Origin of the sequence: Methylobacterium nodulans ORS 2060, from assembly GCF_000022085.1 — a bacterium.
GTDB lineage: Bacteria > Pseudomonadota > Alphaproteobacteria > Rhizobiales > Beijerinckiaceae > Methylobacterium > Methylobacterium nodulans.
Genome location: NC_011894.1, coordinates 4,369,627 through 4,392,298, shown reverse-complemented (window position 1 = coordinate 4,392,298; position 22,672 = coordinate 4,369,627). Strand labels below are relative to the sequence as shown.

Annotated in this window: 15 protein-coding genes and 6 pseudogenes; 9 read left to right on the top strand and 12 right to left on the bottom strand. The window is 61.8% G+C overall.

From position 1 onward, the window contains the following. Positions 1 to 221 precede the first annotated feature (221 nt). The 5 genes and pseudogenes from MNOD_RS48170 to MNOD_RS20450 all read left to right on the top strand — a co-directional run. Complete coding sequence (locus tag MNOD_RS48170) at positions 222 to 707, top strand: hypothetical protein (RefSeq protein WP_198157530.1); 486 nt, start codon at positions 222 to 224, stop codon at positions 705 to 707. A gap of 50 nt (positions 708 to 757) precedes the next feature. After that, the gene (locus tag MNOD_RS20465) at positions 758 to 1,954 is read left to right on the top strand and encodes a glycosyltransferase (RefSeq protein WP_198157529.1); all 1,197 of its coding nucleotides are present in this window, start codon (positions 758 to 760) and stop codon (positions 1,952 to 1,954) included. A 153-nt stretch (positions 1,955 to 2,107) separates the two neighbouring features. Beyond that, a complete protein-coding gene (locus tag MNOD_RS41660; protein ID WP_244424539.1) occupies positions 2,108 to 4,534 on the top strand; it encodes a glycosyltransferase in 2,427 nt (808 codons plus the stop codon). 58 nt (positions 4,535 to 4,592) lie between these two features. Continuing rightward, positions 4,593 to 5,702: a glycosyltransferase family protein gene (locus tag MNOD_RS20455; RefSeq protein WP_157091525.1), complete on the top strand. Its 1,110-nt coding sequence runs from the start codon at positions 4,593 to 4,595 to the stop codon at positions 5,700 to 5,702. A gap of 105 nt (positions 5,703 to 5,807) precedes the next feature. Further along, positions 5,808 to 6,041: pseudogene (locus MNOD_RS20450) on the top strand (IS110 family transposase); the annotation flags it as partial. Positions 6,042 to 6,349: 308 nt separating this feature from the next. Here MNOD_RS20450 and MNOD_RS43765 read toward each other — a convergent pair. The 8 genes and pseudogenes from MNOD_RS43765 to rfbC all read right to left on the bottom strand — a co-directional run. Continuing rightward, positions 6,350 to 6,574 (bottom strand): annotated as a pseudogene (locus MNOD_RS43765) (integrase core domain-containing protein); the annotation flags it as partial. Between the two features lie 12 nt (positions 6,575 to 6,586). Further along, positions 6,587 to 8,104: an IS66-like element ISMno13 family transposase gene (locus MNOD_RS20445; RefSeq protein WP_015930855.1), complete on the bottom strand. Its 1,518-nt coding sequence runs from the start codon at positions 8,102 to 8,104 to the stop codon at positions 6,587 to 6,589. Between the two features lie 67 nt (positions 8,105 to 8,171). Beyond that, positions 8,172 to 8,528 carry an IS66 family insertion sequence element accessory protein TnpB gene (tnpB, locus tag MNOD_RS20440; protein ID WP_015930854.1) on the bottom strand — a complete coding sequence of 119 codons (357 nt, stop codon included), beginning with the start codon at positions 8,526 to 8,528 and terminating at the stop codon, positions 8,172 to 8,174. Next, on the bottom strand, positions 8,525 to 8,932 hold the full coding sequence (gene tnpA, locus MNOD_RS20435; protein ID WP_244424538.1) for an IS66-like element accessory protein TnpA: 408 nt from the start codon (positions 8,930 to 8,932) through the stop codon (positions 8,525 to 8,527). The genes tnpB and tnpA overlap by 4 nt, the downstream gene beginning before the upstream one ends. A gap of 100 nt (positions 8,933 to 9,032) precedes the next feature. Next, positions 9,033 to 9,956, bottom strand: a pseudogene (locus MNOD_RS43760) (IS3 family transposase); the annotation flags it as partial. Positions 9,957 to 10,066: 110 nt separating this feature from the next. Continuing rightward, on the bottom strand, positions 10,067 to 14,167 hold the full coding sequence (locus tag MNOD_RS41655; RefSeq protein WP_015930851.1) for a Lipopolysaccharide biosynthesis protein-like protein: 4,101 nt from the start codon (positions 14,165 to 14,167) through the stop codon (positions 10,067 to 10,069). Between the two features lie 111 nt (positions 14,168 to 14,278). After that, entirely contained in the window at positions 14,279 to 15,328 is a 1,050-nt protein-coding gene (gene rfbB / locus MNOD_RS20410; protein ID WP_015930850.1) for a dTDP-glucose 4,6-dehydratase, read from the bottom strand. Between the two features lie 24 nt (positions 15,329 to 15,352). After that, entirely contained in the window at positions 15,353 to 15,907 is a 555-nt protein-coding gene (gene rfbC, locus MNOD_RS20405; protein ID WP_015930849.1) for a dTDP-4-dehydrorhamnose 3,5-epimerase, read from the bottom strand. 130 nt (positions 15,908 to 16,037) lie between these two features. Between rfbC and MNOD_RS20400 the strand changes: the two are divergent. After that, positions 16,038 to 16,349: pseudogene (locus MNOD_RS20400) on the top strand (IS66 family transposase); the annotation flags it as partial. A gap of 577 nt (positions 16,350 to 16,926) precedes the next feature. Here the strand turns inward: MNOD_RS20400 and MNOD_RS43755 are convergent. Continuing rightward, the gene (locus MNOD_RS43755; RefSeq protein ID WP_015930847.1) at positions 16,927 to 17,628 is read right to left on the bottom strand and encodes a class I SAM-dependent methyltransferase; all 702 of its coding nucleotides are present in this window, start codon (positions 17,626 to 17,628) and stop codon (positions 16,927 to 16,929) included. Positions 17,629 to 17,735: 107 nt separating this feature from the next. Here MNOD_RS43755 and MNOD_RS48165 point away from each other — a divergent pair, with 107 nt between their 5' ends. Next, the gene (locus MNOD_RS48165) at positions 17,736 to 18,056 is read left to right on the top strand and encodes a transposase (protein WP_425277483.1); all 321 of its coding nucleotides are present in this window, start codon (positions 17,736 to 17,738) and stop codon (positions 18,054 to 18,056) included. A gap of 177 nt (positions 18,057 to 18,233) precedes the next feature. On the opposite strand, the gene MNOD_RS43745 is transcribed toward MNOD_RS48165, so the two are convergent. Continuing rightward, a complete protein-coding gene (locus tag MNOD_RS43745) occupies positions 18,234 to 19,697 on the bottom strand; it encodes a glycosyltransferase family 61 protein (protein ID WP_015930846.1) in 1,464 nt (487 codons plus the stop codon). Positions 19,698 to 19,792: 95 nt separating this feature from the next. Here MNOD_RS43745 and MNOD_RS46970 point away from each other — a divergent pair, with 95 nt between their 5' ends. Next, positions 19,793 to 20,854: a hypothetical protein gene (locus MNOD_RS46970; RefSeq protein ID WP_015930845.1), complete on the top strand. Its 1,062-nt coding sequence runs from the start codon at positions 19,793 to 19,795 to the stop codon at positions 20,852 to 20,854. 210 nt (positions 20,855 to 21,064) lie between these two features. Here MNOD_RS46970 and MNOD_RS49260 read toward each other — a convergent pair. After that, positions 21,065 to 21,412, bottom strand: a pseudogene (locus tag MNOD_RS49260) (hypothetical protein); the annotation flags it as partial. 35 nt (positions 21,413 to 21,447) lie between these two features. Between MNOD_RS49260 and MNOD_RS49255 the strand changes: the two are divergent. Then, the gene (locus MNOD_RS49255; RefSeq protein ID WP_015930844.1) at positions 21,448 to 21,645 is read left to right on the top strand and encodes a GDP-mannose 4,6-dehydratase; all 198 of its coding nucleotides are present in this window, start codon (positions 21,448 to 21,450) and stop codon (positions 21,643 to 21,645) included. Here the strand turns inward: MNOD_RS49255 and MNOD_RS20380 are convergent. After that, positions 21,641 to 21,874: pseudogene (locus MNOD_RS20380) on the bottom strand (IS21 family transposase); the annotation flags it as partial. The gene MNOD_RS49255 and the pseudogene MNOD_RS20380 overlap by 5 nt on opposite strands. Positions 21,875 to 22,672: the final 798 nt, after the last annotated feature.

Below are 22,672 nucleotides of genomic sequence, written 5' to 3'. Positions count from 1 at the left end.
GGCTGACCGGCTCGGCTGGGACACGATCACCCTGTTCGGGGTCCACCCTCAATCCGGCGTGATCCGAGTGACTGGACTGGCATTTTGACGCCCTGCCTCTAACGGGCGCCGACAGCGTGCTTCCGCTCCCGGACGATCGACGGCTGGGCCACTGCACCGCCGCCCGCCGATCTTGACAATATGCAAGCCTTGGAAGTTAGGCGGTGTGCGATGCAACAAATGTGAGTCTGCGGGATTTCATGGTGTCGGATCGATCGTTCTCGGATACGGGCGATGGCCCACCAAGCTTGCGACTTGTCATCGATGGCCGCGAGGACGAGCAAGGCCGTGCCCTCTTCCTGATCTCGGCGCTGCACCTATGCGGCCCCCGCCTCCGCGAAGTGTCCGTGGATGTCGTTGGGGCGACGGATCCGGTCGTACCCGTCGCGGCCAGAGCTCTCAGCTACGACACCGGCGCTGCCGTGCGCTTCTTTATCGACGAGGAGGGCCGGAGCGTGCTCGATGGAGCGAGGCTCTATGCTTCCATCCGCTTCAATTGCGCCGATCATCCCTTGCTGACTGCCGCCGAGCAGATTGGCATTCCGACGGTCGTCGCGGTCCAGTTTCCTCGACCGACCCCTGGAAGGCCGCAGACGCTCAGGTCGGTGAGGGCTGCGCACGACACCCGTCGCCTGGCCAACCTCTTAGCCGCCTGCCTCTGGGACTGACGCGGATGCCTGTGAAAAGCGAGTCCTCTCCCGTCATCGCGATCGTTGCGATGGTCAACAGCATCCACGTCGCCCGCTGGCTCGGGATGGTTCGCGACTGCGACCTGCGTTTCGTGGTGATACCGGTGATGAGGGCGCCCCCGATTGGAGAGCTGGCGCCGTTCCGCCTGGTCAGTAAGGCGGACGATCTGTGCGACCTTAAGCGCGGCGAGTTGGGAGTCTTTGATCACGGCTCCGTCTCATGGGCGGAGGCCGAGGCAGTCGATTTTGGTGCCGGCTTCAAGCGCGAGGAGCATCCGGCCTTCCAGAGCTCGACGCACGTTGTCACCGCCCACCACGTCACGTCGGCGATACGGGCACTCGATCCAGACCTGGTGCACAGCATGGAAGTGCAGGTCGCCGGCTATCTCACGCTCGAAGCGAAGCGGCGGATGGGCGCGGCCTTCCCGAGGTGGCTGCTGTCGAACTGGGGAAGCGACATCCAACTCTTCGTGAAGCTGCCCGCGCATCGTCCCATCATCCACCGCCTCTTCGGCCAGATCGATGCGTATTGGGCAGAATGCGGCCGCGATGTCGCGCTGGCGCGGAGGCTCGGCTACGAGGGCGTGGCCTTCGATCCGATTCCCGCCTCAGGCGGCATGCGCGTCGACGGCGCCCTCGCCGTGCTGCCGCCGTCCCAGCGCCGATCAATTCTGGTGAAGGGCTATCACGGCTGGTCAGGACGTGGGCTGCACATCCTGTCGGCGATCTACTTGGCGGCCCCACAGCTCCGATCCAACCCGATCAGGGTGCTGTTCACGGGACCGCAGGCGAGTGGGTCCATTGCCGAGATTCGGCAGGCCGCAGGTCTGGACATCGAGGCGGCGCCTCACCTGGAACAGCACGCGGACGCCATGCGCCGGCTGGCGGAGGCCCGCGTCGTTGTTGGCACGGGCATCTCGGACGGGATCGGGACCACGCTCCTGGAGGCGATGAGCGTCGGGACTTTCCCGATCGTGGCCAATACGTCCTGTGCGTCGGAATGGGTCAGGAATGGCCGCGATGCCTTCATCGTCGACCCGCACGACACGGCCGCGATGGCGGAGGCGCTGGTCCGTGCTGTGCAGGACGACGAACTCGTGGATGCGGCCGCTCTGCGCAATCGCGACGAGGTTTCACAGCGCTGGGATCCTGGGATCAACCGCGAGTCTGTTCTTGCCGCTTACGCCTCCCTCATCGAGGCCGCCCGCGCCTCGCGCGCATCCTGACGAGGTCGCCCGTGCCCGACAAACACGAGGTCGCCCATGCCCGACAAACGTGACGTGTATTCGGCCCCGCAGCTGGGGGAGGAGGGGCCGCTCGTCTCCGTCATCATCCCGGTCTTCAACGGCGGCAATTGGCTCGCCGAGGCCATCGACAGCGTGCTGGCGCAGACTTGGCAAAACCTTGAGGTGCTCGTCGTAGACGACGGATCTACAGACGGCGGCGAGACCCAGGCAGTGGCGGCCTCATACGGCGACCAGATCCGCTACATCCACAAGCCGAATGGGGGAGTCGCGTCAGCCCTCAACGTCGGCATCCGCGAGATGAAGGGCGAGTATTTCAGTTGGCTCAGCCACGACGACCTGTACAGGTCCGAGAAGGTTGCCGCTCAGGTCGAGGCACTGCGAGGCCTCTCGCGACCCGCGATTGCGTTCAGCGATTTCGTCCTCATCGACAGGTTCGGCCAGCTCCTGCATGAGGTACCCGTCACGAACCAGATCGCGCCGAGCGACAACCCGGTCTGGCACGTGATGGAGGGCATGCTCAATGGCTGTGCCCTTCTGATCCCCCGCATCTGCTTTGAGGTGGCCGGTACCTTCGACGAGAGCCTGCCGACGACGCAGGACTATCAGCTCTGGTTCCGCATGTCGCGGCACTTCCGCTTCGTTCCGGTGCCAGGCTACCTCGTCCAAAGCCGGCAGCATCCGGACCAGGGCTCCCGCGACGGGCGGCACCTCGATGAGGCCAACGTGCTCTGGATGGAGATGCTGGCCGAGATCACGGGCGACCGGCGCGACCGCATCGCGGCCTCCGACACGCGGCTCCTGGCCCGGCTACGGCGGACTGCCTCATACATGGCGCCGATGCGGGGCGCCGCAAATTGGCTGGAGAGCTGGGCCTGCGAGATTCGCGCGCGGCAGCGGCTGACGGTCGTCGTCTCTGGCTCGCGCCTGGAGGATGGGCTGACCCTGCGGGCTCGCCTTGAGGCGGAGGGCTATGGCGCAGTGAGCCTCCTCTTTGCCCTGAAGGCCGGCGATGCTGGGCCGACAGCCATTGCCCGCGAGATCGCCACGATGGGGCGCCTCGGAGCGGTCCTGCCCTTGTCCGACGGCTTTAGCTGGGTCGACGTCCTCCGGCGGCTCGGCGATGCGCTGGACGACTCGGATCTCGTGCTCCTCTGGGAAGGTGCGGCGCCGCCCTGCGGGTCTGTCTTGGCTGCGCGGATCGACCCTGTGCTTTCCGGCGAAGTCGAAGTGGCCCTGTCGAGCAACACGTTCGGCACCGTCTTTGGCCCGTTCGCTGGAGCAGTAGCCCGGATCGGGCTCATGCGGTCCGCGCTGGAGCGGGGAGTCGACGCCGAGGGCTGGGGTTGGGTCCAGCAGATCGCTTTTTGTGGCGACGTGTTGGTTCTGCCGTCTGACGGCATGTCGGTCGAGGAGCAGGTAGTCGCGGCCGGCGACGAAAGGCCTGCTCGATCGGGGCCGCAGCCCCTTTCGGCGGCGGAGGCGCGAAACCGGCCGCACTTCCCGATGGGCGCGCCCTGCCTGGCGCTGGTCACGGACAGCAGCCGGGAGGCTAGGCTCTACGCGCGCCTTCTCGCTGAGCAGGTGAGCCGGTCCGTTCGCGTCCTAATAGTCTCCCGCATGCAGGATGGCCGCCTCAACGTCGAAGGCCACGGTAGGGGTGTGAAGCCGGATCCGCTGCAGGTCATCGGTATTGACCCAGTCGAGCTCGGCTCGATGCTGCGAGATTGGGGTGTCGCGCGGGTCGACCTGATCGGGCTTTCCTGGCCGACCGGAACCCTGGAGCCGTTACTGGATGCGCTGTCCCTGCCGTTCGACGTGACGCTGCTAGCCAGCGAGGGCATCACGCGGACGAGCCGCCACGGCCCGCGGCTCGCGGAGGCGCTCGGGCGCGCCGAGCGGGTCCTGGTGCCTGCGCCGGAGTTGGCCGAGACGCTTCGCTCCAAATGCCCATCCCTGCATTTCGAGGAAGTGCCGTTGCCCGGGTTGCCGAGCCCGCGCCATGTTGCGGCACGCTCGTTCCGGAACGGCCCCGATGGGCGCTGCCGCATCCTGACCTTCGCGAACGCGATCGGACCGGAACAACTCCGTTTGATCGACGAAGTTTGCCGCCTCATCGACGAGCGAGAACTGCCCTTCAGCGTGACGGCGCTCGGCTGTGTGCCTCATCTCCTGCCGGGCTGCCTCCGGCGGCGCTCCCTCCTCCTGGCCGAGCCCCCGGCCGAAGGAGCGCTCATGGATTATGTCGGTGCGACCCGAGCGCAGCTGCTGTGGCTCCCCTCTGAGGACCCTGTCTCCGCCGCTCTCCTGGCGCGGCAGGCGACACGGACGGCGCTGCCCGTCCTGGCCACGGGCTGTGGCTCGCCCGCTCGCGAGCTCGCCCGGCATCTCCGTGCCCTGGTGCTCGTGGACCCTGCGGCCGAGGAGGTCATCAGCGCCCTCACTCACCTTGCGAACGAGACGGCTGCCGCCGACGGCGATGATGCGGCGCCCGGGCCGGATACATCGTCTTTCGATCCACGCCGCTACCTGAATTGGCTGGAGACCGATGGGGCAGCTTAACCGAACTCTTCTCGTCGCCGGCGTTCCGCCCTGCACGAACTACAGTGGGGGCCTGTTCTTGGACCGTATCCTAGCGGCGGCAGGCGACCCTGCTGGCATCTTCGTGCTCCAGAACCCGCACCTCACTCCCCACGTGCCGCCTCACTACGCGGAGCGCGTGCCGATCAAGGTTATCGCTAAGCCGAACGAGCTCTATTACCCGCCTGATGACGAGGTGCGACAAAAGGAGCGCGCTGTCGCCGACACGGTAATTCCCGAGCTCACCTCTGAGTTGATCGCCTTTGCGTATGAGGTGGGCGCGGAGGAGATCTGGATTGTCCTCGAGGGCCAGACCCTGATCCGGGTTGCCCACCGGCTCCTCGCCACCTCCGACTTCCCGCTCCGCGTCCAGGTCATGGATCCTCCAGGCTGGTGGCTTCGGGCCCACAATGTCGACCCGGAGACCTCCACCGAGGCGGTCGGGCAATTCAATGATGTGCTGCGTGGCGCGCGAAGCTGCGCCGCCACCTCATGGGCGATGTGCGCCGCCTATCATCGGGAGTTCGGGGTGCGGGCGGTGCCGGTCGTGCCAGCCGTGGATCCGGCGCTCGCACTGCCGCCGGCCGAGGCGCCGCAGCCGAGGAGCATCCGCATCGGCTTCGCCGGCCAACCCTATGCCTGGGAGGAGTTCAACGCTCTGGTCCGAGCCATGGCGAAGCTCCGCTGGAACACGTGGTGGTCGGCCGTTGAGCTTCACGTCTTCGCCGATAGGCTGCCTCCGGTCGAGAGTGGACAGGAGGTGATCGTCAAGCGGCCCTGGCTGCCGCAGGCACAGCTGATCTCGGAATTGGCGCAGCTCGATCTCCTCTACTGCCCCTATTGGTTCTCCGAGGAGTATCGGGAGGAGGCGAACCTCTGCTTTCCGTCCAAGCTGAGCACTTATCTTGCGACGGGCCGGCCGGTCCTGCTCCACAGCCGGGCCGACTCGTCGCCTGGCCGCTTCCTGCGCGCAGGATCGGCGGCTTTCTTTTGCTTCCGGACTGAGAGCGGCGCGATGCACGACCTCATCGAGCAAGCCGTTGGTCATAGCGATCGCTATGCTGAGATCGCCCACAACGGGCGGGCGTTGTTCGATCAGTACCTGTCGATGCCTCAGTTGAGGAAGACGTTCCAAGAATTTCTGCTATGAGGCCGAGTCAAGTCGCGCCAGTCTCGGCTCTGGCGCTCGCTGCTGGTGGCGCGCCGCACCCTGCTCAATCAGATGCGGACCATCGAGAACGTGGTGCGGGCTATCTGTGGGGATGAGTTGGCGCGCACGGCGCTCGACGAAGCCGCGCAGACCCTCCTGGTGCGCTCTCGCCAGTGGTCGAGCCTGCGGGCCTGGGGGATGAAGATCGCCAGGCGTCGCGGCATGGCCCGCGCCCGCGTCGCGGTCGCCCGCAAGCTCGCCGTCGTGCTCCACCGCATGTGGCGCGATGGCAGCCCGTTCCGCTTCGGTCAGGAGCCGGCCGTGACGGCGGCCGCTTGAGAGAGACCCCCTGGCAGGAGCAGGTGAGCCTGCCTCTGCCGGAGTGAGCCGGATCGTTCCCGCGGGGACGAGGGGCGAGGTGATCGCGATGAGAGTCCAGAACCGGTCGGCGCAAGCCGGCCAGGTCGTCGAACCGATTGAGACACCTTGCTCGCCTGACCCCATGCTGCGGCGGCCCTCTGCGCCGACCGCGAAGAGAAGCGCGTGACCCGCGGGAGCGACACGGCCAGCCCGAAAACCGGCAGAACCTCGTCAGGAGCTGCTCGCGCCTGACCTGACCGGTATTTTGGACCGGGCCGATTGAGAGGCTACTGCATGGCGGCAACCATGGGTAGCCGGAAGGCCAGATCCGGAAAGGTGACGGGCGCGGGCGGCCGGTAGCCCAGCGACGAATGCGGCCGGACGCGGTTGTAGGTGGCTTGCCAAAGAGCGCTCACAGTCTGGGCTTCCTTGAGCGAGTAGAAGATCTCCTGCCTCAGGCATTCGTCGCGAAGTTTGCCATTGAAGCTCTCGCAATACCCGTTCTCCCACGGTAAGCGTCTTCCTCAGGCCACATCCCTGAGCGTGGGCGTGACCGGGTAGGCCCAGGGCAGCAGCTCGTCGATGCGGCTGTTGGGATGGCCCTCGATGATGCGGGTGATCACGTCGGCAAGATAGGCCTGCGGTCCGACGCCCGTGAGCTTGCAGGTCTCGATCAGCGAGGCGATCACCGCCCAGTGCGCGGCCCCGCCATCCGAGCCGGCGAAGAGAGCATTCTTTCTCGTCAGGGCCAGGGGACGGATCGCGCGCTCGACCACGTTGGTGTCGAGTTCGACCCGCCCGTCATCGAGGAACAGGCTCAGGCCAGCCCAGCGGCTCAGCGCGTAGCGGATCGCTTCGGCCAGCTTGCTCTTCTGGCTGATGAGGGCGAGCTTCTCCCGCAGCCAGGGCTCTAGGGCCTCCAGGATGGGACGGCTGCGCGCCTGACGTGCGGTGCGGCGCTCCTCGGCAGGACGGCCGCGGATCTCGGCCTCGATCCGGTAAAGGCCCGCGATGCGCGTGAGCACCTCGGCCGCGATCGGCCCATCAAGATCGTAGAACGCCCGCCGTACATGGCTCCAGCAGTAGGCGAGCCGGACCTCGCCTTGCCTGGCCAGCGCCTTGTAGCCGTCATAGCCATCGACCTGCAGCACGCCCCGGAAGCCGGCAAGATGCGCGATGGGCTGCTTGGCCGTGCGGTCGGGTGCGTAGACGTAGGCAACGCCCGGCGGATCGGTGCCGCCCCAGGGCCGGTCGTCGCGGGCATACGCCCAGAGCTGGCCTGTCTTGGTGCGGCCGCGTCCGGGATCGAGCACCGGCGCGCTGGTCTCGTCGGCAAACAGCTTGCCCGAAGCCTTCAGCCTCCCCAGCAGCCGCGCGTGGACCGGCCGCAGCAGGAACGCAGCACGGCCGACCCAATCCGCGAGCGTCGAGCGGTCGAGAGCTATGCCCTGACGCGCGAAGATCTGTGCCTGACGATAGAGTGGCAGGTGGTCGGCGTACTTGGCGACGAGCACGTGCGCGACGAGGTCGTCGGTGGGCAACCCGCCCTCGATCAGCCGCGCCGGCGCGGACGCCTGCAGCACAATAGCCTCGCAGGCACGGCACGCGTAACGCGGGCGCCGGATCACAATGACCCGGACTTGGGCCGGTACGATGTCGAGGCGCTCGGACACGTCCTCGCCGATCCGGTGCAGGCTGCCCGAGCAGCAGGGGCAGACGGGGCTCTCGATGTCGACCACGCGCTCGACGCGCGGCAGATGGGCGGGCAGGGCCCCGCGATTGTTGCGCCGGCGCGCTGTACGCTCGGCCCTCACCGCCGGCGCGGTTTCCTCGGCCGCAAGACCCTCGGCTTCGACCTGCTCGGCCTCCTCCAGCCCGAGCAGGAGCTGGTCCTCGGGCAGGCTCTCGGCGCGACGGCCGAAGCGATGACGCTGCATCGCCTTGATGATCTGGCGCAGCCGCTCGTTCTCGGCCCGCTCCTCGGCGAGCAGCGCCTTGAGCGTCTCGGGATCGTCGGGCGAGGGTGAAGCAGGCGCAGCCACAAAGCGGATTAGATCAGATCACTCAGCCACTTACCAGTACGACGTCCCCTCGCGCCGTTCTTTTTGCTCAGCCTGCCACCGCTGGCGCGCTCACCTGACGAGCCTCGTGGACACGCTTCCAGTCCAGCCCTTCGAGCAGGGCCGAGAGCTGCGCAGCCGTGAGGCGCACGACGCCGTCCTGAGCCTTCGGCCAGCAGAATTGACCGTCCTCCAGACGCTTGGCCGCGAGAACCACCCCGCTTCCATCCCAGAACAAAAGCTTGGTCCGATCTGCCCGCTTCGAGCGGAACACATAGACCGTGCCGGAGAACGGATCCGCGCCCATCGCCTCGCGCACCAGCGCGGCCAGCCCGTCGATACCTTTGCGGAAGTCCACCGGCCGCGTCGCCAGCATCACGCGCACTGTCCCAGCCGGCCCGATCATGCCGAGACCTTCAGCGCCCGGATCACCGCCGCAATCTGAGCCTCGCTCGCCTCCCCGCCGATGCGGACCGTGGCGCCAGCTACTTCGACCTCAATGCCGTGACAGCCGTGGCGCCAACGCGGCTTGGGGCTCGTCTCTGCACACGCCGGCTCCTGCGGTTCCGAGATCAGCACGGCCGGCACGAACCGCAGCTCGGCCTGCTGATCATCCATCGCCGCTTGGCGCGCCAAGCGCCGCCACGTGAACAGCTGCGAGGCGCTCAGGCCATGCCGGCGCGCTACCGCGCTGATCGAGGTGTTCGGCGCCTCGCTCTCGGCGACAATGGCCGCCTTCTCATCCTCCGACCACGTCCGCCGCCGGCCGGCCCCGGTGAACAGCTCCAGGCGCCGGACCGGCTCCGACATAGCCATACGCTCTGACATCGACATAGGACGGAGCTCCTGACCCGCTCCGTATCCCATGCTCAGCCGAGCTCCCGAAAGGTGCCTCCAAAACGACGCTTACCTCCCACGGCGATCCCGGTGCGATGTACTGGATCTGCGGGCCCGTCTTGGCGACCCATTTGCGCAGCGCCTGCGAGATCATCTCGGGGCCATTGTCGCAGCGGATGTGCTCGGGAATGCCGTGCAGGCACATCGCGTCGGCCAACGCCTCGATCACGCCCACGCTGTTGATGCGCCGGGCCACCTTCAGCGCGAGGCAGGTCCGGCTGTGCTCGTCGATCAGCGTCAGGATGCGCAGGCTTCGTCCATCGTGAGTCTGGGCCTGCACGAAGTCGAAGCTCCAGACGTGGTTACGGTGGAGCGGGCGCAGCCGCACGCAAGAGCCGTCCCAACCACAGACGGCTGCGCGGCCGGTGCTTCTGCGGGACCTTGAGCCCCTCACGACGCCAGATGCGCTGGACCCGGTCCTTGCCCACCTGCCAGCCGTCTGCCTGCAGCAGCGCGGTGATGCGGCGGGATCCGTAGCGCCCGTACTCGGACGCCAGGGCAATGATGGCGCGGGTCAGCGCATCCTCGTCGGCCGGCATGGTGGGCACGTAGCGTTGCGGGCCGCGGTGCTGGCCGACGATCCGGCAGGCATGACGCTCCGAGAGGCCGTACTTCTCTCGGATGCCATCCACCGCCTGCCGGCGTCGCTCAGGGGCTACAAGTTTCCCGCTGCGACGTCCGCCAGCACCTGCTTTTCCAGGGAGAGATCCGCCACGAGCCGCCGCAACCGAGCGTTCTCGCGCTCCAATTCCTTCATCTTCTTGGCCTGATCGACTTGGAGGCCGCCGTACTCCTTGCGCCAGCGGTAATAGCTCTGCTCGGAGATCTCCGCTTCCTTGCATGCAAGCGCCAAGCTCTTGCCCTGAGCTGTCTGCACCTCGATCTGCCGCAGCTTGAGAACGACCTGCTCCGCGCTCGTCTTCTGACCCCGCTTCATCCTCGGCTCCTCTGGTCCTGGCTGATCCTCTCAATCAGCCCGGTCCAAAGCCAGCCGGTCAGGTCACAGTCGGTCAGGTCAGCCCTGCGCAGCTTATCGACTCGATCTTATCACCCAGGCTCGACTTCCCTCATGAGCCGCTGGGCCAAATGGCGCGGAGCGTAGGGCGGAACAGGACATTGCACCGCGTTGACCTCACTGGTCGGCAGCACGTTTCCGATCACGGAAGAAGCGTCTCGCACGACAGCCGCCAGCCGCTCGGCGATTTCGTCCGCGCTCAATCGTTCGACCGACACGATGTTGGCAGACCGAAGCGACAGGTTTTTGCCGTCGAACGCATTCGTGATCGTGCGAACACCAGCACAGGCCATCTCCAGCGGAGGATAGCTTGGATGCGGTGACGCCATCAGCGAGATGCCGACGGAGGCCCTACTCAGTAGGCCGCCGTACTCGGCAAGTGACAATTTACCCCGGACCTCGAGGTTTCTGACCTGGGACACGGCGAATGGGTCATAATCCTCCCCGGCAGATACAATCTTCCACTGCGCTGCTTGCACCGGGTCGGAGCGTTGCCAAAGCTTCAATGCCTGCATTGCGATACCGAAGCAGTTTCTTGCAGTGCCCGGTCGACCATACACAAGGATGATACGCTCCTTGGGGGCCGAGGTTAAGCTCGCAGCGATTGCCGGATTGAGTTGGAAAGGAATAGCAAATGCTTCACCGAATTGATATTTTTGCATATGAAAGCTGGCAAGCTCCTCAGAATTCAGCAGCGTAATTGTTTCATGCGGTCGCAGATAGGTATCTTGAGCCTGTGCGTATTGAGATGACCAGCCGTAGAAATCGGGTTCATGATCCTGCACGAGATACACGACCGGCAATCTCTTGCCATAGAGCGAGTGCTGCCTGTCCTGAAGGTGATAGGCAACCTGCGCCGTCCACCATGCTGTTGCGATGAAGATGTCGTTGCGCCGCAAAGACAGGTAGCCCCGCTGCCGCTCACTCGCGTCGACGACCACCTTCGGAAAGCCATCATCCGGCGAAGCTAGGGGAACAAGGCGGTAATCAGGAAACCGCAACATGCTCATCATGTCAATGCGCTCGGATACAGTTATGAGTCGCAGATCAAAAGCGTCACGAACTTCCACCGCAAGATCCTCGAAGATCTTGATCGCTGTCGTCAGACCTCCGAATATCTTCGCAGGCTGCAATGTCGGAACCAGGAGGTTAAGTCGCGGACGAGCATTTGTGTCGTCTCGCACGAGCGGCAAATTGATCTCCGATACCAGATGAGCCTCTTTCGGATGCGCAATGCGATTGTGCAACAACGGCCGATACACTCTTGCGATAGCAGGCCGAACATCCTCTTGCCCCTGAACCGGGACCAAAAGTTCGACAGGCAACTTGCTCCTGTGGCCGACTTTTGCCCATCGAAATCCAGATTTCTCCACAATGTACAGCACCGACCGTTCGATGGCATGCGCCAATGTGCCATCGATCTGGCCTGCTTCGGCAGCGAAGTCCGACCAATCCAGATTGAGATCAAGCAGCGGCTTGAGGGCAGAGCTTCTTCCCCAGAAAAATGAACTCGACGGGAACTCCAAAACCAGATCATTCGAGATTTTGATGCCACACCGGCCGAGCAAGCCCTTCATCGTCTCGAAATTGTATCCAAAATTGAGCAGGTGCCGTACCGGCTCGAAGTGTTGCGAGAATACAATGCCGGTCTTATGTGCATGAAGCAAATAGAGGATCGACCTTATGATATCTTCTGATCCGAGCAGGTTTTCAAGCAGAAACTCCCTCCACGATCCGAAGGCTGGATCGTGAGGAGATTTTTTAGAATGTATATGCAAGAAATATTCATAACTATTAAATACATCATCAAAACCAACAAGCATCGGCGCGATATCGCGACCAATATTAGGCATAACCCGAACTGTCAGCTTTCCCATGTTATATGATTGGAGGGCGAATGCGATTTGCTGCCTCTTGTCCTCAGTGTCCGTGGATATGAAAAGATCAGCCTGGGTTGGAATCCGAGCGAGATAGGCCGAAAGCTCCGAACAGAAATCGGTGTAAAAGACATGCGCAATGACTGCTACACGCTCCGGCAGCTCCAGACCGACATCACCAATTGAGGAAAAAGGCACTTCGAGAGCAAGGTCGACCTCATCAGCGGGCCTCACGCTTGTTACGGCCCCGTAATAGGTCATGAGTGCACCATTCTGCACGAAGCGCTGCTTGGGGCTCGGCACCGGCCGCCAGCGCGCCGGTTCGCCTCGTCCTCGCTCAAGGTGCGCCTTGATCTCAGGAAGCAGGGTTGCGTTCCGACTGAACGCGGCCTCCCACCCGGTCGGATCAACCCGGTCGAATTGGCCGCGAAGCAGCTGAACCTTGGTGTATGGAAACCCTCTCGAGATCAGGTCGCGCCATTCGTGCAAGGTTGGGTTTGTTACGAAGCTGTCGGTTTGCGGCGCCCTGGCCGGGAATAGCACGTCATAAGTGACACCTGCACGCTCAAGGCGCTCGATCGACCGGATCTCATATTCGTTGATGACGGTCTGCTTGTCGCGGTTGCTGCGGACTCCATTCCAGAATGAACGGATTTCATCGTTCTTGAGACCCGACGGCTTCAGCGCCGTAAAGAAGCTCATCAGGTGATGCTTGGCTTGATAGCTGTCGCAGAGTGCAACGACGTCTTTATCGTTCTCACGAATGGCCTTGAATACCGCCGAGAGCAGAGCCTGATCGGTTGGGCCATAGATGCTGTCATTCACAAGGTAGAGGAGGCGTGCCCTCCACGCGTCAGGGAACGTAGCAAGAGCGGTCGCCCATGCAGCGAAATCCCAACCATGATTGATTCTCACCAAGGCACCGTCAACACGGTCTAAGATCGGCGAGACGGATCTGCTCAATCCTTCCGTAACAATGACCAGAATGACAAGAATGCCATTGTCGCGAAATGATTTCACATGACTTAAGACGTGACCACTGATTTGTCCGTCGCCCGCATAGGTTACGAACAGGCAGACCTCCTTATCAATCAGAGAGGCTGGATTCTTGATCACCTCAAAAGGAATGTCGAGAGCGTCACAATCATGCGTGATGCGATCAACCGGCCGGCCGATGTAACCGGCCTGGAGGCCCATCGTCAGATAGTGCTCAAGAGGGTCGATATCCGACCGATTCGTCTCCGGATATCTCGCCTGGTACCAGGAGCTATCGAATAACGGGCCGGGGTCGCGCCCCTCGCGCCATCCCGACATTATATAGTGGACCAGCGGATTGAGCTTCGCTGCAGCGACATCGCCATTGTGAAGCATGTACCAATTGCTGTTGAAAACGAAGTTCGGATTTCGCCCCGCCTCCGCACCGCCGCACAGATAGTCGACGACCGGATTCAGCTGAGCGGTTGCTCCATCGAGGTAGTGCGCGGCATACCACGATGTGTGGAACAGCGCGCACGGCTTGCGCCCCTCCGAGAAACCGGATTGCACAAAGTGGCGAAGCGGATTGAGGCCGTGATTTGCAACATCTGCATTCTGCGCCAGGTACCAGCTGCTATTGAAGAGCGGATGGGGCGACTTATTCCAGTTGCTACGATTGTATAGGTAGTCAACAAGCGGGTTGTCGATTTCTGCGATGTCTGAGCCAAACTGATCCAGATAATAGGCGGTGTCGAACAAAGGATGAGGGTCATAACGCCTTTTTGCGCCCAACAGGATATAATGCACAAAAGGAGGAAAGCCTGACGTCAAGACATCTGGATATTTTTTTGTGTACCAGCTGGCATCAAATAAGGGATGAAGTTTGCGCGAATTGCTGTTCACCGCATCAAGAAAATCGAGGAAAGGGTGAATATCAGCGCCGCGATCTTGTTCTTCGTTGGCAGAAAACCAGGCGAGGTCGCAAAGTGGATGAGGATTCCGCCCGAGGCGAGCACCTTCATGCATGAAATCGACGAAGGGAAGCCTGTGATTGCGCGCGGATTCAGGGTAAGCTCGCAGATACCACTCGGGATCAAACAGCGGCGTGGGCAGGCGCCCTTCAGCAGCACCATATTCGAGGTAATGATGGATCGGATCTACGCCTGCGGCAGCGACATCTTCATAGCTTGAAAGATACCAAAACTTATCGAACCCAGACTCTATTATAGAACAGTCAAAGCTTTTCCTCTTGACAATGGTCGACGAGAAATACTTTTTCATTTCTGTCCCCGTAAACCTCTGGTTTAACCTACCATGCTGCGTGTTTCTAACTGCAACGCTGTTGCGCGGCGCCGCCGAGGATGAGGATGGCTCGGGTCATGCCGCCCCCGCTCAGCCGGTCAGCCCGAGGCGCTCGCCGGTGTAGCGGCCCTCCCGGATCGGCTGCCACCAATCCTTGTTGTCGAGGTACCACCGCACCGTGTCCTCCAGGGCCTGCTCGAAGCTGCGCGTCGGGCGCCAGCCCAGCTCGCGCTCGGCCTTGCCCGGATCAATGGCGTAGCGCCGGTCATGGCCCGGCCGGTCGGTCACGAAGGTGATCAGCCGCTCGTGCGGGCCGGCCTCCGGCCGCAGCCGGTCGAAGATCGCGCACAGCGTCTTCACCACCTCCAGGTTGCTGCGCACCGCGCGCCCGCCCAGCAGGTAGGTCTCGCCGATCCGGCCCCCCTCCAGCACGGCGACGAGGCCGCGGGCGTGGTCCTCCACATGGATCCAGTCGCGCTCGTTCTGGCCGTCGCCGTAGACCGGCAGCGGCTTGCCCTCGAGCGCGTTGAGGATCATCAGCGGGATCAGCTTCTCGGGGAAGTGGCGCGGCCCGTAATTGTTCGAGCAGTTGGTGACCAGCACCGGCAGGCCGTAGGTCTCGTGCCAGGCCCGCGCCAGGTGGTCGGAGGCGGCCTTCGAGGCCGAGTAGGGCGAGCGCGGATCGTAGCGGCTCTCCTCGGTGAAGAAGCCGCCCGGCGGCAGCGAGCCGTAGACCTCGTCGGTGGAGATGTGCAGGAAGCGGAAGGCCTGCTTCGCCCCGTCCGACAGGCGGGTGGAGTGGGCGCGGGCGGCTTCCAGCATCACCTGGGTGCCGACCACGTTGGTGCGGATGAAGGCAGCCGGCCCGGTGATCGAGCGGTCGACATGGCTCTCGGCCGCCAGATGCATCACCGCCTGCGGTTGGAACTCCTCGAACAGGGCATTCACCCGCTCAGAGTCGCAGATGTCGGCCTCGGCGAAGCGGTGGCGCGGGTCGTCCCGCAGCGGCTGCAGCGAGAGGGGGTTGGCCGCATAGGTGAGCGCGTCGAGGGTGAGGACGTCATGGCCGCGCTCCTGGACCAGATGCAGGACCAGGGCCGAGCCGATGAAGCCGCAGCCGCCCGTGACGAGGATGCGCATGACGAGAGGATCTCCGGTGAGGCGTCAGAACAGGGCCGGCAGGTCGGACAGGCGCGGCGCCGCCCGGTCCTTGTCGGACAGGACCGCCGCCTCGGCGGAGACGGGCCAGTCGATGCCGAGGGCGGGATCGTTCCAGAGCAGGTTGCCGTCATGCTCGCGGCTGTAATAGCCGCCGGCGACCTTGTAGGCGACCATGGTGTTCGGCTCCAGCGTGCAGAAGGCATGGCCGAAGCCGATGGGAATGTAGAGCTGGTGGCCGGCCTCGGCATCGAGGCGCACGGCGACGTGGCGGCCATAGCTGGGGGAGGCGCGGCGGAGATCCACGGCGACGTCGAGGATGGCGCCGGCGAGCACGCGCACCAGCTTGGCCTGGGCGTGCGGATGGGTCTGGAAGTGGATGCCGCGCACGGTGCCCGGATGGGCGGAGAAGGACTGGTTGTCCTGGATGAACGGAGCGGTGATGCCGGCCTGGGCCAGGATGTCGGCCCGGAAGGTCTCGGAGAACCAGCCGCGCTCGTCGCCGAACCGCTTCGGGATGACGAGCTTCACCTCCGGGATGGCCTGATCCACCACCTGCATGCACTATACCCTCTTCCTGCTTCGAACCATCCATCTCACGGATTTGCACAACCGAGGCTGCTAGGAGACGATCGTGGCGTAATTACCCACGCCCCTTGCGCGGGGCGGGTTTCGCTGTTTCCCTCGCGGGATGGGCCGCAGCGAGCTTGAGCGCTTGAGCAAGGAGGAGCTGATCGAGCTGGTGCTGCGGCTACAGCGCCCCGAGCAGACCTCGCGCACCTCCTCCAAGCCGCCCTCGAGGGATCGCAAGGAGCGGCATGAGCAGGCCAAGCCCGGGGGCGCCAAGCCGGGCCACGAAGGTCATCGTTGGGTGATCAGCGAGACGCCCGACACGGTCCTAGCGCACCGCTCGAAGGGCTGCGGCGACTGCGGCGCAGACCTCCCTGTCGATTTGGCCGCCGATCGCGTCAGCCTCAGCGAGCACATCGATCTGCCGGTGGTGGTTGCGTAGCCCGCTTCGCGGCACTGGGTCCGGACTGCCACGACGGAGACCCAGCTCCGCCGAGCGCCAAGCCTTGCGCCCGATGGCACGCCACGGCAGCACAGCCAAGTCCGAGCGAATTTGGCTTTGTTCCGCGAAAATGTCCGGCCGAGCGACGCTCCGACTGCCCCCGAATGCACGAGGCTGGAATCCGCCGGTCTGCCGACGGGTCGTCGTGCTCCACCGCATGTGGCGCGATGGCAGCACGTTCCGCTTCGGCAAGGAGCCGGTCGTGGATTGGGATACTATCCCCATCCTGCGGCGGCCCTGCGCACCGACCGCGAAGAGAGAAGCACGTGACCCGCGGGGGCGACAGGGCCAGCCCGAAAACCGTCAGAACCTCGTCGGGAGCAGCTTGCGCCAACAACCCCGATCAGAAATCCTGCCTGCTCATCACATGTCTTGTTCCGGTTCCAGCTCACCGAACTCACGGTCTGGAACTCACGACATCACACCGTCTCAAGCGCGCGCTGATAGAAGACGACAACGCCGGGATCACGCTTGCGTCCCCGCATTGCCGCCGTCCATCTATAATCGGTCAAAGCCAGAAATATCGACGCATTTCTTCTGGCGTTTCGACTCTTGAAGTTGATATTATGTTGGCCTCCTCAATGAGTCTACTGAAACCATAGTCGGAAAGTTCGGTTGATCTCCATGTGCGCCAGATCTCCCCGTACATGCCGTCAAGTATTGTGTTGCCATGATCAAGGTTTGTACAGCATACCAGTCCAGTCGGATGAGCATCAAAAACAAAAATCGAGATATCTGGTCTATATTCTTTGAGTATGGGAACCACTTTCCACACATCTCCGGTCCAAAGACCGCCATTGTTAATTCTTGTTGTTTGTCCCACGTCCATTGGAATGCAATCGTGAATTGCAATAACTGAATTGCTCCTGCAATGCTTCTCAAGGTTCGCAAAGTCACGAAGAAGCGTCTCAGCCTCGTGCAAGCCATCTAAAAACCCGAGATCGACGGGGCCATTAAGGAGTGCTGACGGGCTATGATCTTGAAAGAAGCGATCACTCGTCTTTTGATAAAAAAGAGTTACTTCCCTGTTGGCGGCACTGGACACATCTAGCTGAAATTCAGGATCAATGCAAATAGTTGGGCATGATGCCAAGCGAAGAGTTCCGCCTTTAAGTGTGCCTATCTCAAGATAAGTTCTCGGATTGAGCCACCTATGCAGCCGTTCCAGAAACTCATAATGGCTAACCCCTTTATGATCATAGCGATTCATTACGCCCACTCCTTTGGTATTTTATCAGCTTCTCCGCACTGATATCTGTAGAAGAGTGCATCCGCCGGACGCAACCCTGTTTAGGTGTACGGCCCCGGTCAGACGGTGTGCTGGTGGATCCGCCGCTTCGTGCGTCTCCTGTTGCTCCACACACCGCGCGGTCTGGCCGTGACGCTGGATCGGCGCGGGCAGAGCGCGAGGCGAGCGCATTGGCCAGGGTAATCGATAGTCAGGGCCTCAAGGCACTTGGCGCGCTAGGTGGAGGCGGCTACGACGCGGGCAAGCGGAATCAGGGGCGCAAGCGCCACGTGGCCGTCGATACGGACGGGCGCCTGCCGATGGTCCAGCTGACGCCCGCCAACGTGCAAGACGCAGCCGGTGCCCAGGCGATAGCCACCCGTACCAATTCTCAATCGGGCTCTGAGTAGGCAACCGCATAGGTTACTAGTGCACAGACGCCGATGGTTCATTCACAGGAAGGTGCGCTAAGCTGCTGATAAAACATAGGAAAGCGCGGCATCTTATGTACCTTTTGAAATCGTCCAAGCACTAGGACCGATTCATGCCCGCTGGCGAATTTACTCGCAAACACCCGGAGTACTTCATTATGAATTAATCAACGTGATAGCCTCGCGAAGCTTGCTCATATCAACATGCTCCCTTTCATTTCTCTGGTCATCCGGCTTGATATAGATAATTTTCTGCCTTCGAAGGCCCGCAATGGTGCCCTGCAATTGGTTGACAGGATTGATGCAAATGACACGCGTGCCGAAATCAGAAAAAATTGCGTTGTGAAGACCTGAACCCGCCTCCCCAATAATAGATTCAGCATTTGCAAATATATGTATCTGCTCCGGCCACTCGAACTGCTCTGGGTAGATAATATCGTAGCCGTACGTACGAACCAGATCGATAACTTCCTCCTCGTTTGCTATCTGGCGATTATAACTGCTGGATTGGCTTCTGAACATTTGCCGTGAAACAAATATCCTACGGGGCGTCCGCCGTTGAACAGGACTTCGAATGCGTGCGGCACGAGCAATAAGATACGAAACGAACAGATTCATTGCGGGATGGAAGCAATGATCAACGTGAAGTAGAGATGGCATAATCAGATTTTCGGCTTTTATATCCAAGGTATCGACCCGGTAATGTACAATGTCCTCTCGCGAAAAATCAAAGTAATTTACAAGACGATCAATGGCATAGTCAGGTGTATCTACCGGGAGAGCGACCTTGGTTCCCGGCAGCGGTTCGCCAAAGCACTGTTTATAAAGCCATGCTCGAGGGAATATATCCACAAGCCAATGCCCATAGACCTTGTGGCTATCCCCCGATAGCACGAGGACCGGAGTCTCTAGCGCAATCGGAGGATTGCGGTCACCAACAAGATCCCAGCGATTTTGTTGGCTTATCTGATCGCGCACATAGCTCGGGATCAGATCGCAAGCATCTATAATGGTACCATTTTGGATGGCAAATCCAGACCCCCTTAGAATGGCATCTCGCACAAAATAAAAACCAACATCAGTTGTTTGCGCAGTTAATTGGCACAAGGCGGAGTAGTGTCTTTCGGCTGAATTGCTGTTAGAAAGACTGATCGCACAGCCATGACGCGCATATTGCCGCTCAAATACAATGGATTTGCAAATCTTTTCAGATAAATATTTGGAATTCCGCGTTCCGCTATGATCAAACAATTTCATATGATCCGCCCATAGCACGAACACATCATGCTTCTGATCTAAGATATTTGCAATCTGCCTTTTGCATGCTCCGCCCGCTCCCTTTGATCGACGACAGCAGATGCTGAACGCCTCATATCGTTTAGCCCGACCGGAAACCAGAGCAAGCCCCGAACCGAGAAACGCCCCACCGCACGACGATTCCTTCTGGAAGAAACTCGGTCGCGGCTCCCGCACCGCGACGGTCCGGCTTCGAGCGAAGCAGGTACTGTGCGCAGGAGGCGCATCCCGGCCGCGGGCTTCGCCTCTGCGGGAACAAGCGCGGGGGTATGATACCGGGCGTTCAAAAGGCTGCTCACTCCCGAGATGGGAGCGCAGCGCCATGTCCGGCAATCCGGCGCGAAGCCGGATAGAGTATGGGCGCTTTGGCTCGGGCGAGCCCCGAGCGACCGGTCTCAGAACAGCCGCGGGAGCCTACAATGCGCTTGAGCGTGCCTCTTCTCTATGCCCTCCTCGTATCCACCGCTCTCGGACAACCGGTGCCTCTGCTCGATCCTGAACGAGGGCCGGCGATCGACAACCAATCTGGCATCGGCAGACGACATGGCTCGCCGGCGCAGGGGCAGACGAAAATCACCGTTGCACCTCCGAACTGGTCGACTTGGCGCGGCGCCTACTCCGGCATTTCAGTTGAGATCGGCAACCCGCCTGCCAAAATTATGCCAGGGGGCAATGATTACGGTGTTGTATCTGCGATCACCGGTGCCATCGAAATTCCTTCGAGCGCTAATGCCAACGTCATTAATCGCGTCACTCCCGGTCTGATTATCACCTCGGGAGTTCTCGGCGTTGCAAGCTCAGCGTCGAGAATTGCTCCCGCTGTGGGTGTCTACGGTGGCGCACATATCGGCGCACCAAATGGCCAAGCGTGGGGAGCAAATTTTACCTCAAAAAATTATGACACCTCGGGCGCTCCGCCCAAGCATGGGTACAACGGCCAAGTTTACGGCCTGGAAGTCGATGTCAATCTTGTTCCACCAGCAGCTGGCTGGGGAGGATCAAACGTCGACGGAATCTGGATCACGGGCGAGTGGTCGGCCAAAGCTGATGGACAAATGAACGCAGTCCATATTGGCGCGCAAGGTCAATCAGGATGGAAGAACGCGATCAAAACTGAGCACGGATCAGCAATCGAATTCGCCGAGATTGGTAAACTTGTGAAAATCGGTGCATCTCCATCGCAGATCATCCATCTCATATCGAGCGATGGCAAATCCGATTATCACACCTTAATTCAATCGGAGGCTGACGGATCCTTGAGTGTCAAGCCAAATTACTACGGGGCGCCGAAAAGCCTGATGGTGAGCAGCGCCGACCCGAACCGGTATGTTCGCCTCCATCCAATCGAAGGGGTTTCGACCCCAGCCGTCACCACACGATCGCTCCTGGTCGATCTCGATGGCAAGGGTGCAAAGCCGGTATACGTCGGACCGGCGAACAGCTGCGGTGCCGGCCACCGATGCTTGATGGTTCCGAACTGAGAGCGAGCAAGCCTGTTCCGCCGCGGTGCGCATCATCCCGAACGGCGCGACGGCGGCGTGCCGGCCACCGTCCAGCACGAGAAAAGCCTTCGATCGGAACGGATCCGGCTCTGGACGCCAATTCAAGATCAACCGCCTGGGCGGAAGCAGACCGGGCGCCCGGAGAAGAGCCTGGCAGGCCCATATGGCTTCGCCCGGGAATGCGCGCCATCAGCCAGATCCCGCATCGTCGCGGAGGCCGGCTCCCTGTTCCCGATCGTCGGACTCGTCCATGCGACCGTGACCGTCGCTCTCCTCGGCCAACTCTCGATGCTCCGGCCTCTCATCCGGCCTCTCACTCGTGTAAAAATCGCCTCGGCGCACCACCTCGCCGCCCGTGACCATCATGCTCAGATACGTGTTCAGCGTTCCCGGCGCGACGTCGGACAGCGGCCGCGTGATCTGAGCATGCGAGAGACCCTGCGGACCTGCGCTCTCCAGGAGCGCTTTCAATCGGCCTTTGGCAGAATTCGCGCGCGGTCCGCGGCTCCCACGCCCTGAGGCACGCGGGGCGCCTCGCGTCCCAGTGCTTGGCTACCGGCGAGACCCGATCGGTGCGGACCTTCGTCGAGGCAGCCTTCGCAAAGGTCGGTTGCACCATCGTGTGGAGCGGCCAAGGCGTCGATGAAATCGGGCGCGATGCACTAACGGGTGCGGTCCTGGTGCGCATCGATCCGCGCTTCTTTCGGCCGACCGAGGTCGACCTGCTGATCGGCGATGGAGCGAAGGCCCGAGCTGCCGACGCTACTTGACCGGCGCAGCCCGGTCCGCCTCCAGGATTGCTTCGATGACAGGCAGCAACGGCCCGAGCTTCGGCTTCTCGACCGGCTTCGTGCGCGTGTAGCCCGGCGGTAGAGAGAACCGGCACATCTTGGCCACCGTCTCGCGGCTCAGCCCAAACACCCGCGCTGCCTCGCGCCGAGAGTTGCCCTCGTTGAACACGAATTGCCGAACGGCCGCATAGACTTCCCCGGCAAACATCCTCGGCTCCTCTCGACAGAGAAGCCTTCCCACTGGCCGGATTTTACTCCGCCCGCATCAGCACGCCGCCGACGCTCCCGTGGATGGTTTTGTCACCGCCGTGCACATCTGACGCTAACGATTAAGTCATACGGCTTTTGAAAATCCGACAACTGCACCTTAGCTCCCCGAGACACATCGAGTGAAGACAGAGAGCCAGCAATCCTTTCAGCGAGGACGCATTCCTGACGACCTAGTCCATCATGGATACACGAGCGATTTGAATTAGCAATGATAAATCCACTAGTGGGCGAAGGTCCTCAGCGGGGTGTGACTATCGCAACACAGGTTTGAGAGTGACCTGCTAAGCCGCGAAAGCTCAGGCCATTCACGCTGCTCGCGGGCTGCGCGCGCCCAGCCGCACGATCTGTGGGCCCCGGATCTGCACCTAGTCGGCCGGAACGTGCCGCGGCCGGACGAGGAAGCCTAAAGCGAGAAATCCCGGCGTCGGCATGTCGCCGCTTGCCCTTCTGGGCATTTTACCCTTTAAGCACTCGCACTCTCTAAGGACCCTAAGATGCCAAACGATACATTAGCTCCTCCGGTCAAGCCATATCCGTCCTTTATTTGGCATTGCCACTATAAATTGGATAGAAATGTTGGGGAACTTGCGCGGCTAACCGGGCTCAAAAATCATGCCAGGAACGAGAAATCATTCAAAATAATCGCTACTTTATTAAGGCCGTGCAGCAGACTGCGCTCGGCGATGTCCTGACCGGCGTTATGTTGGCGCAGCTCTTCGGGCAGTTTCACGGCGGC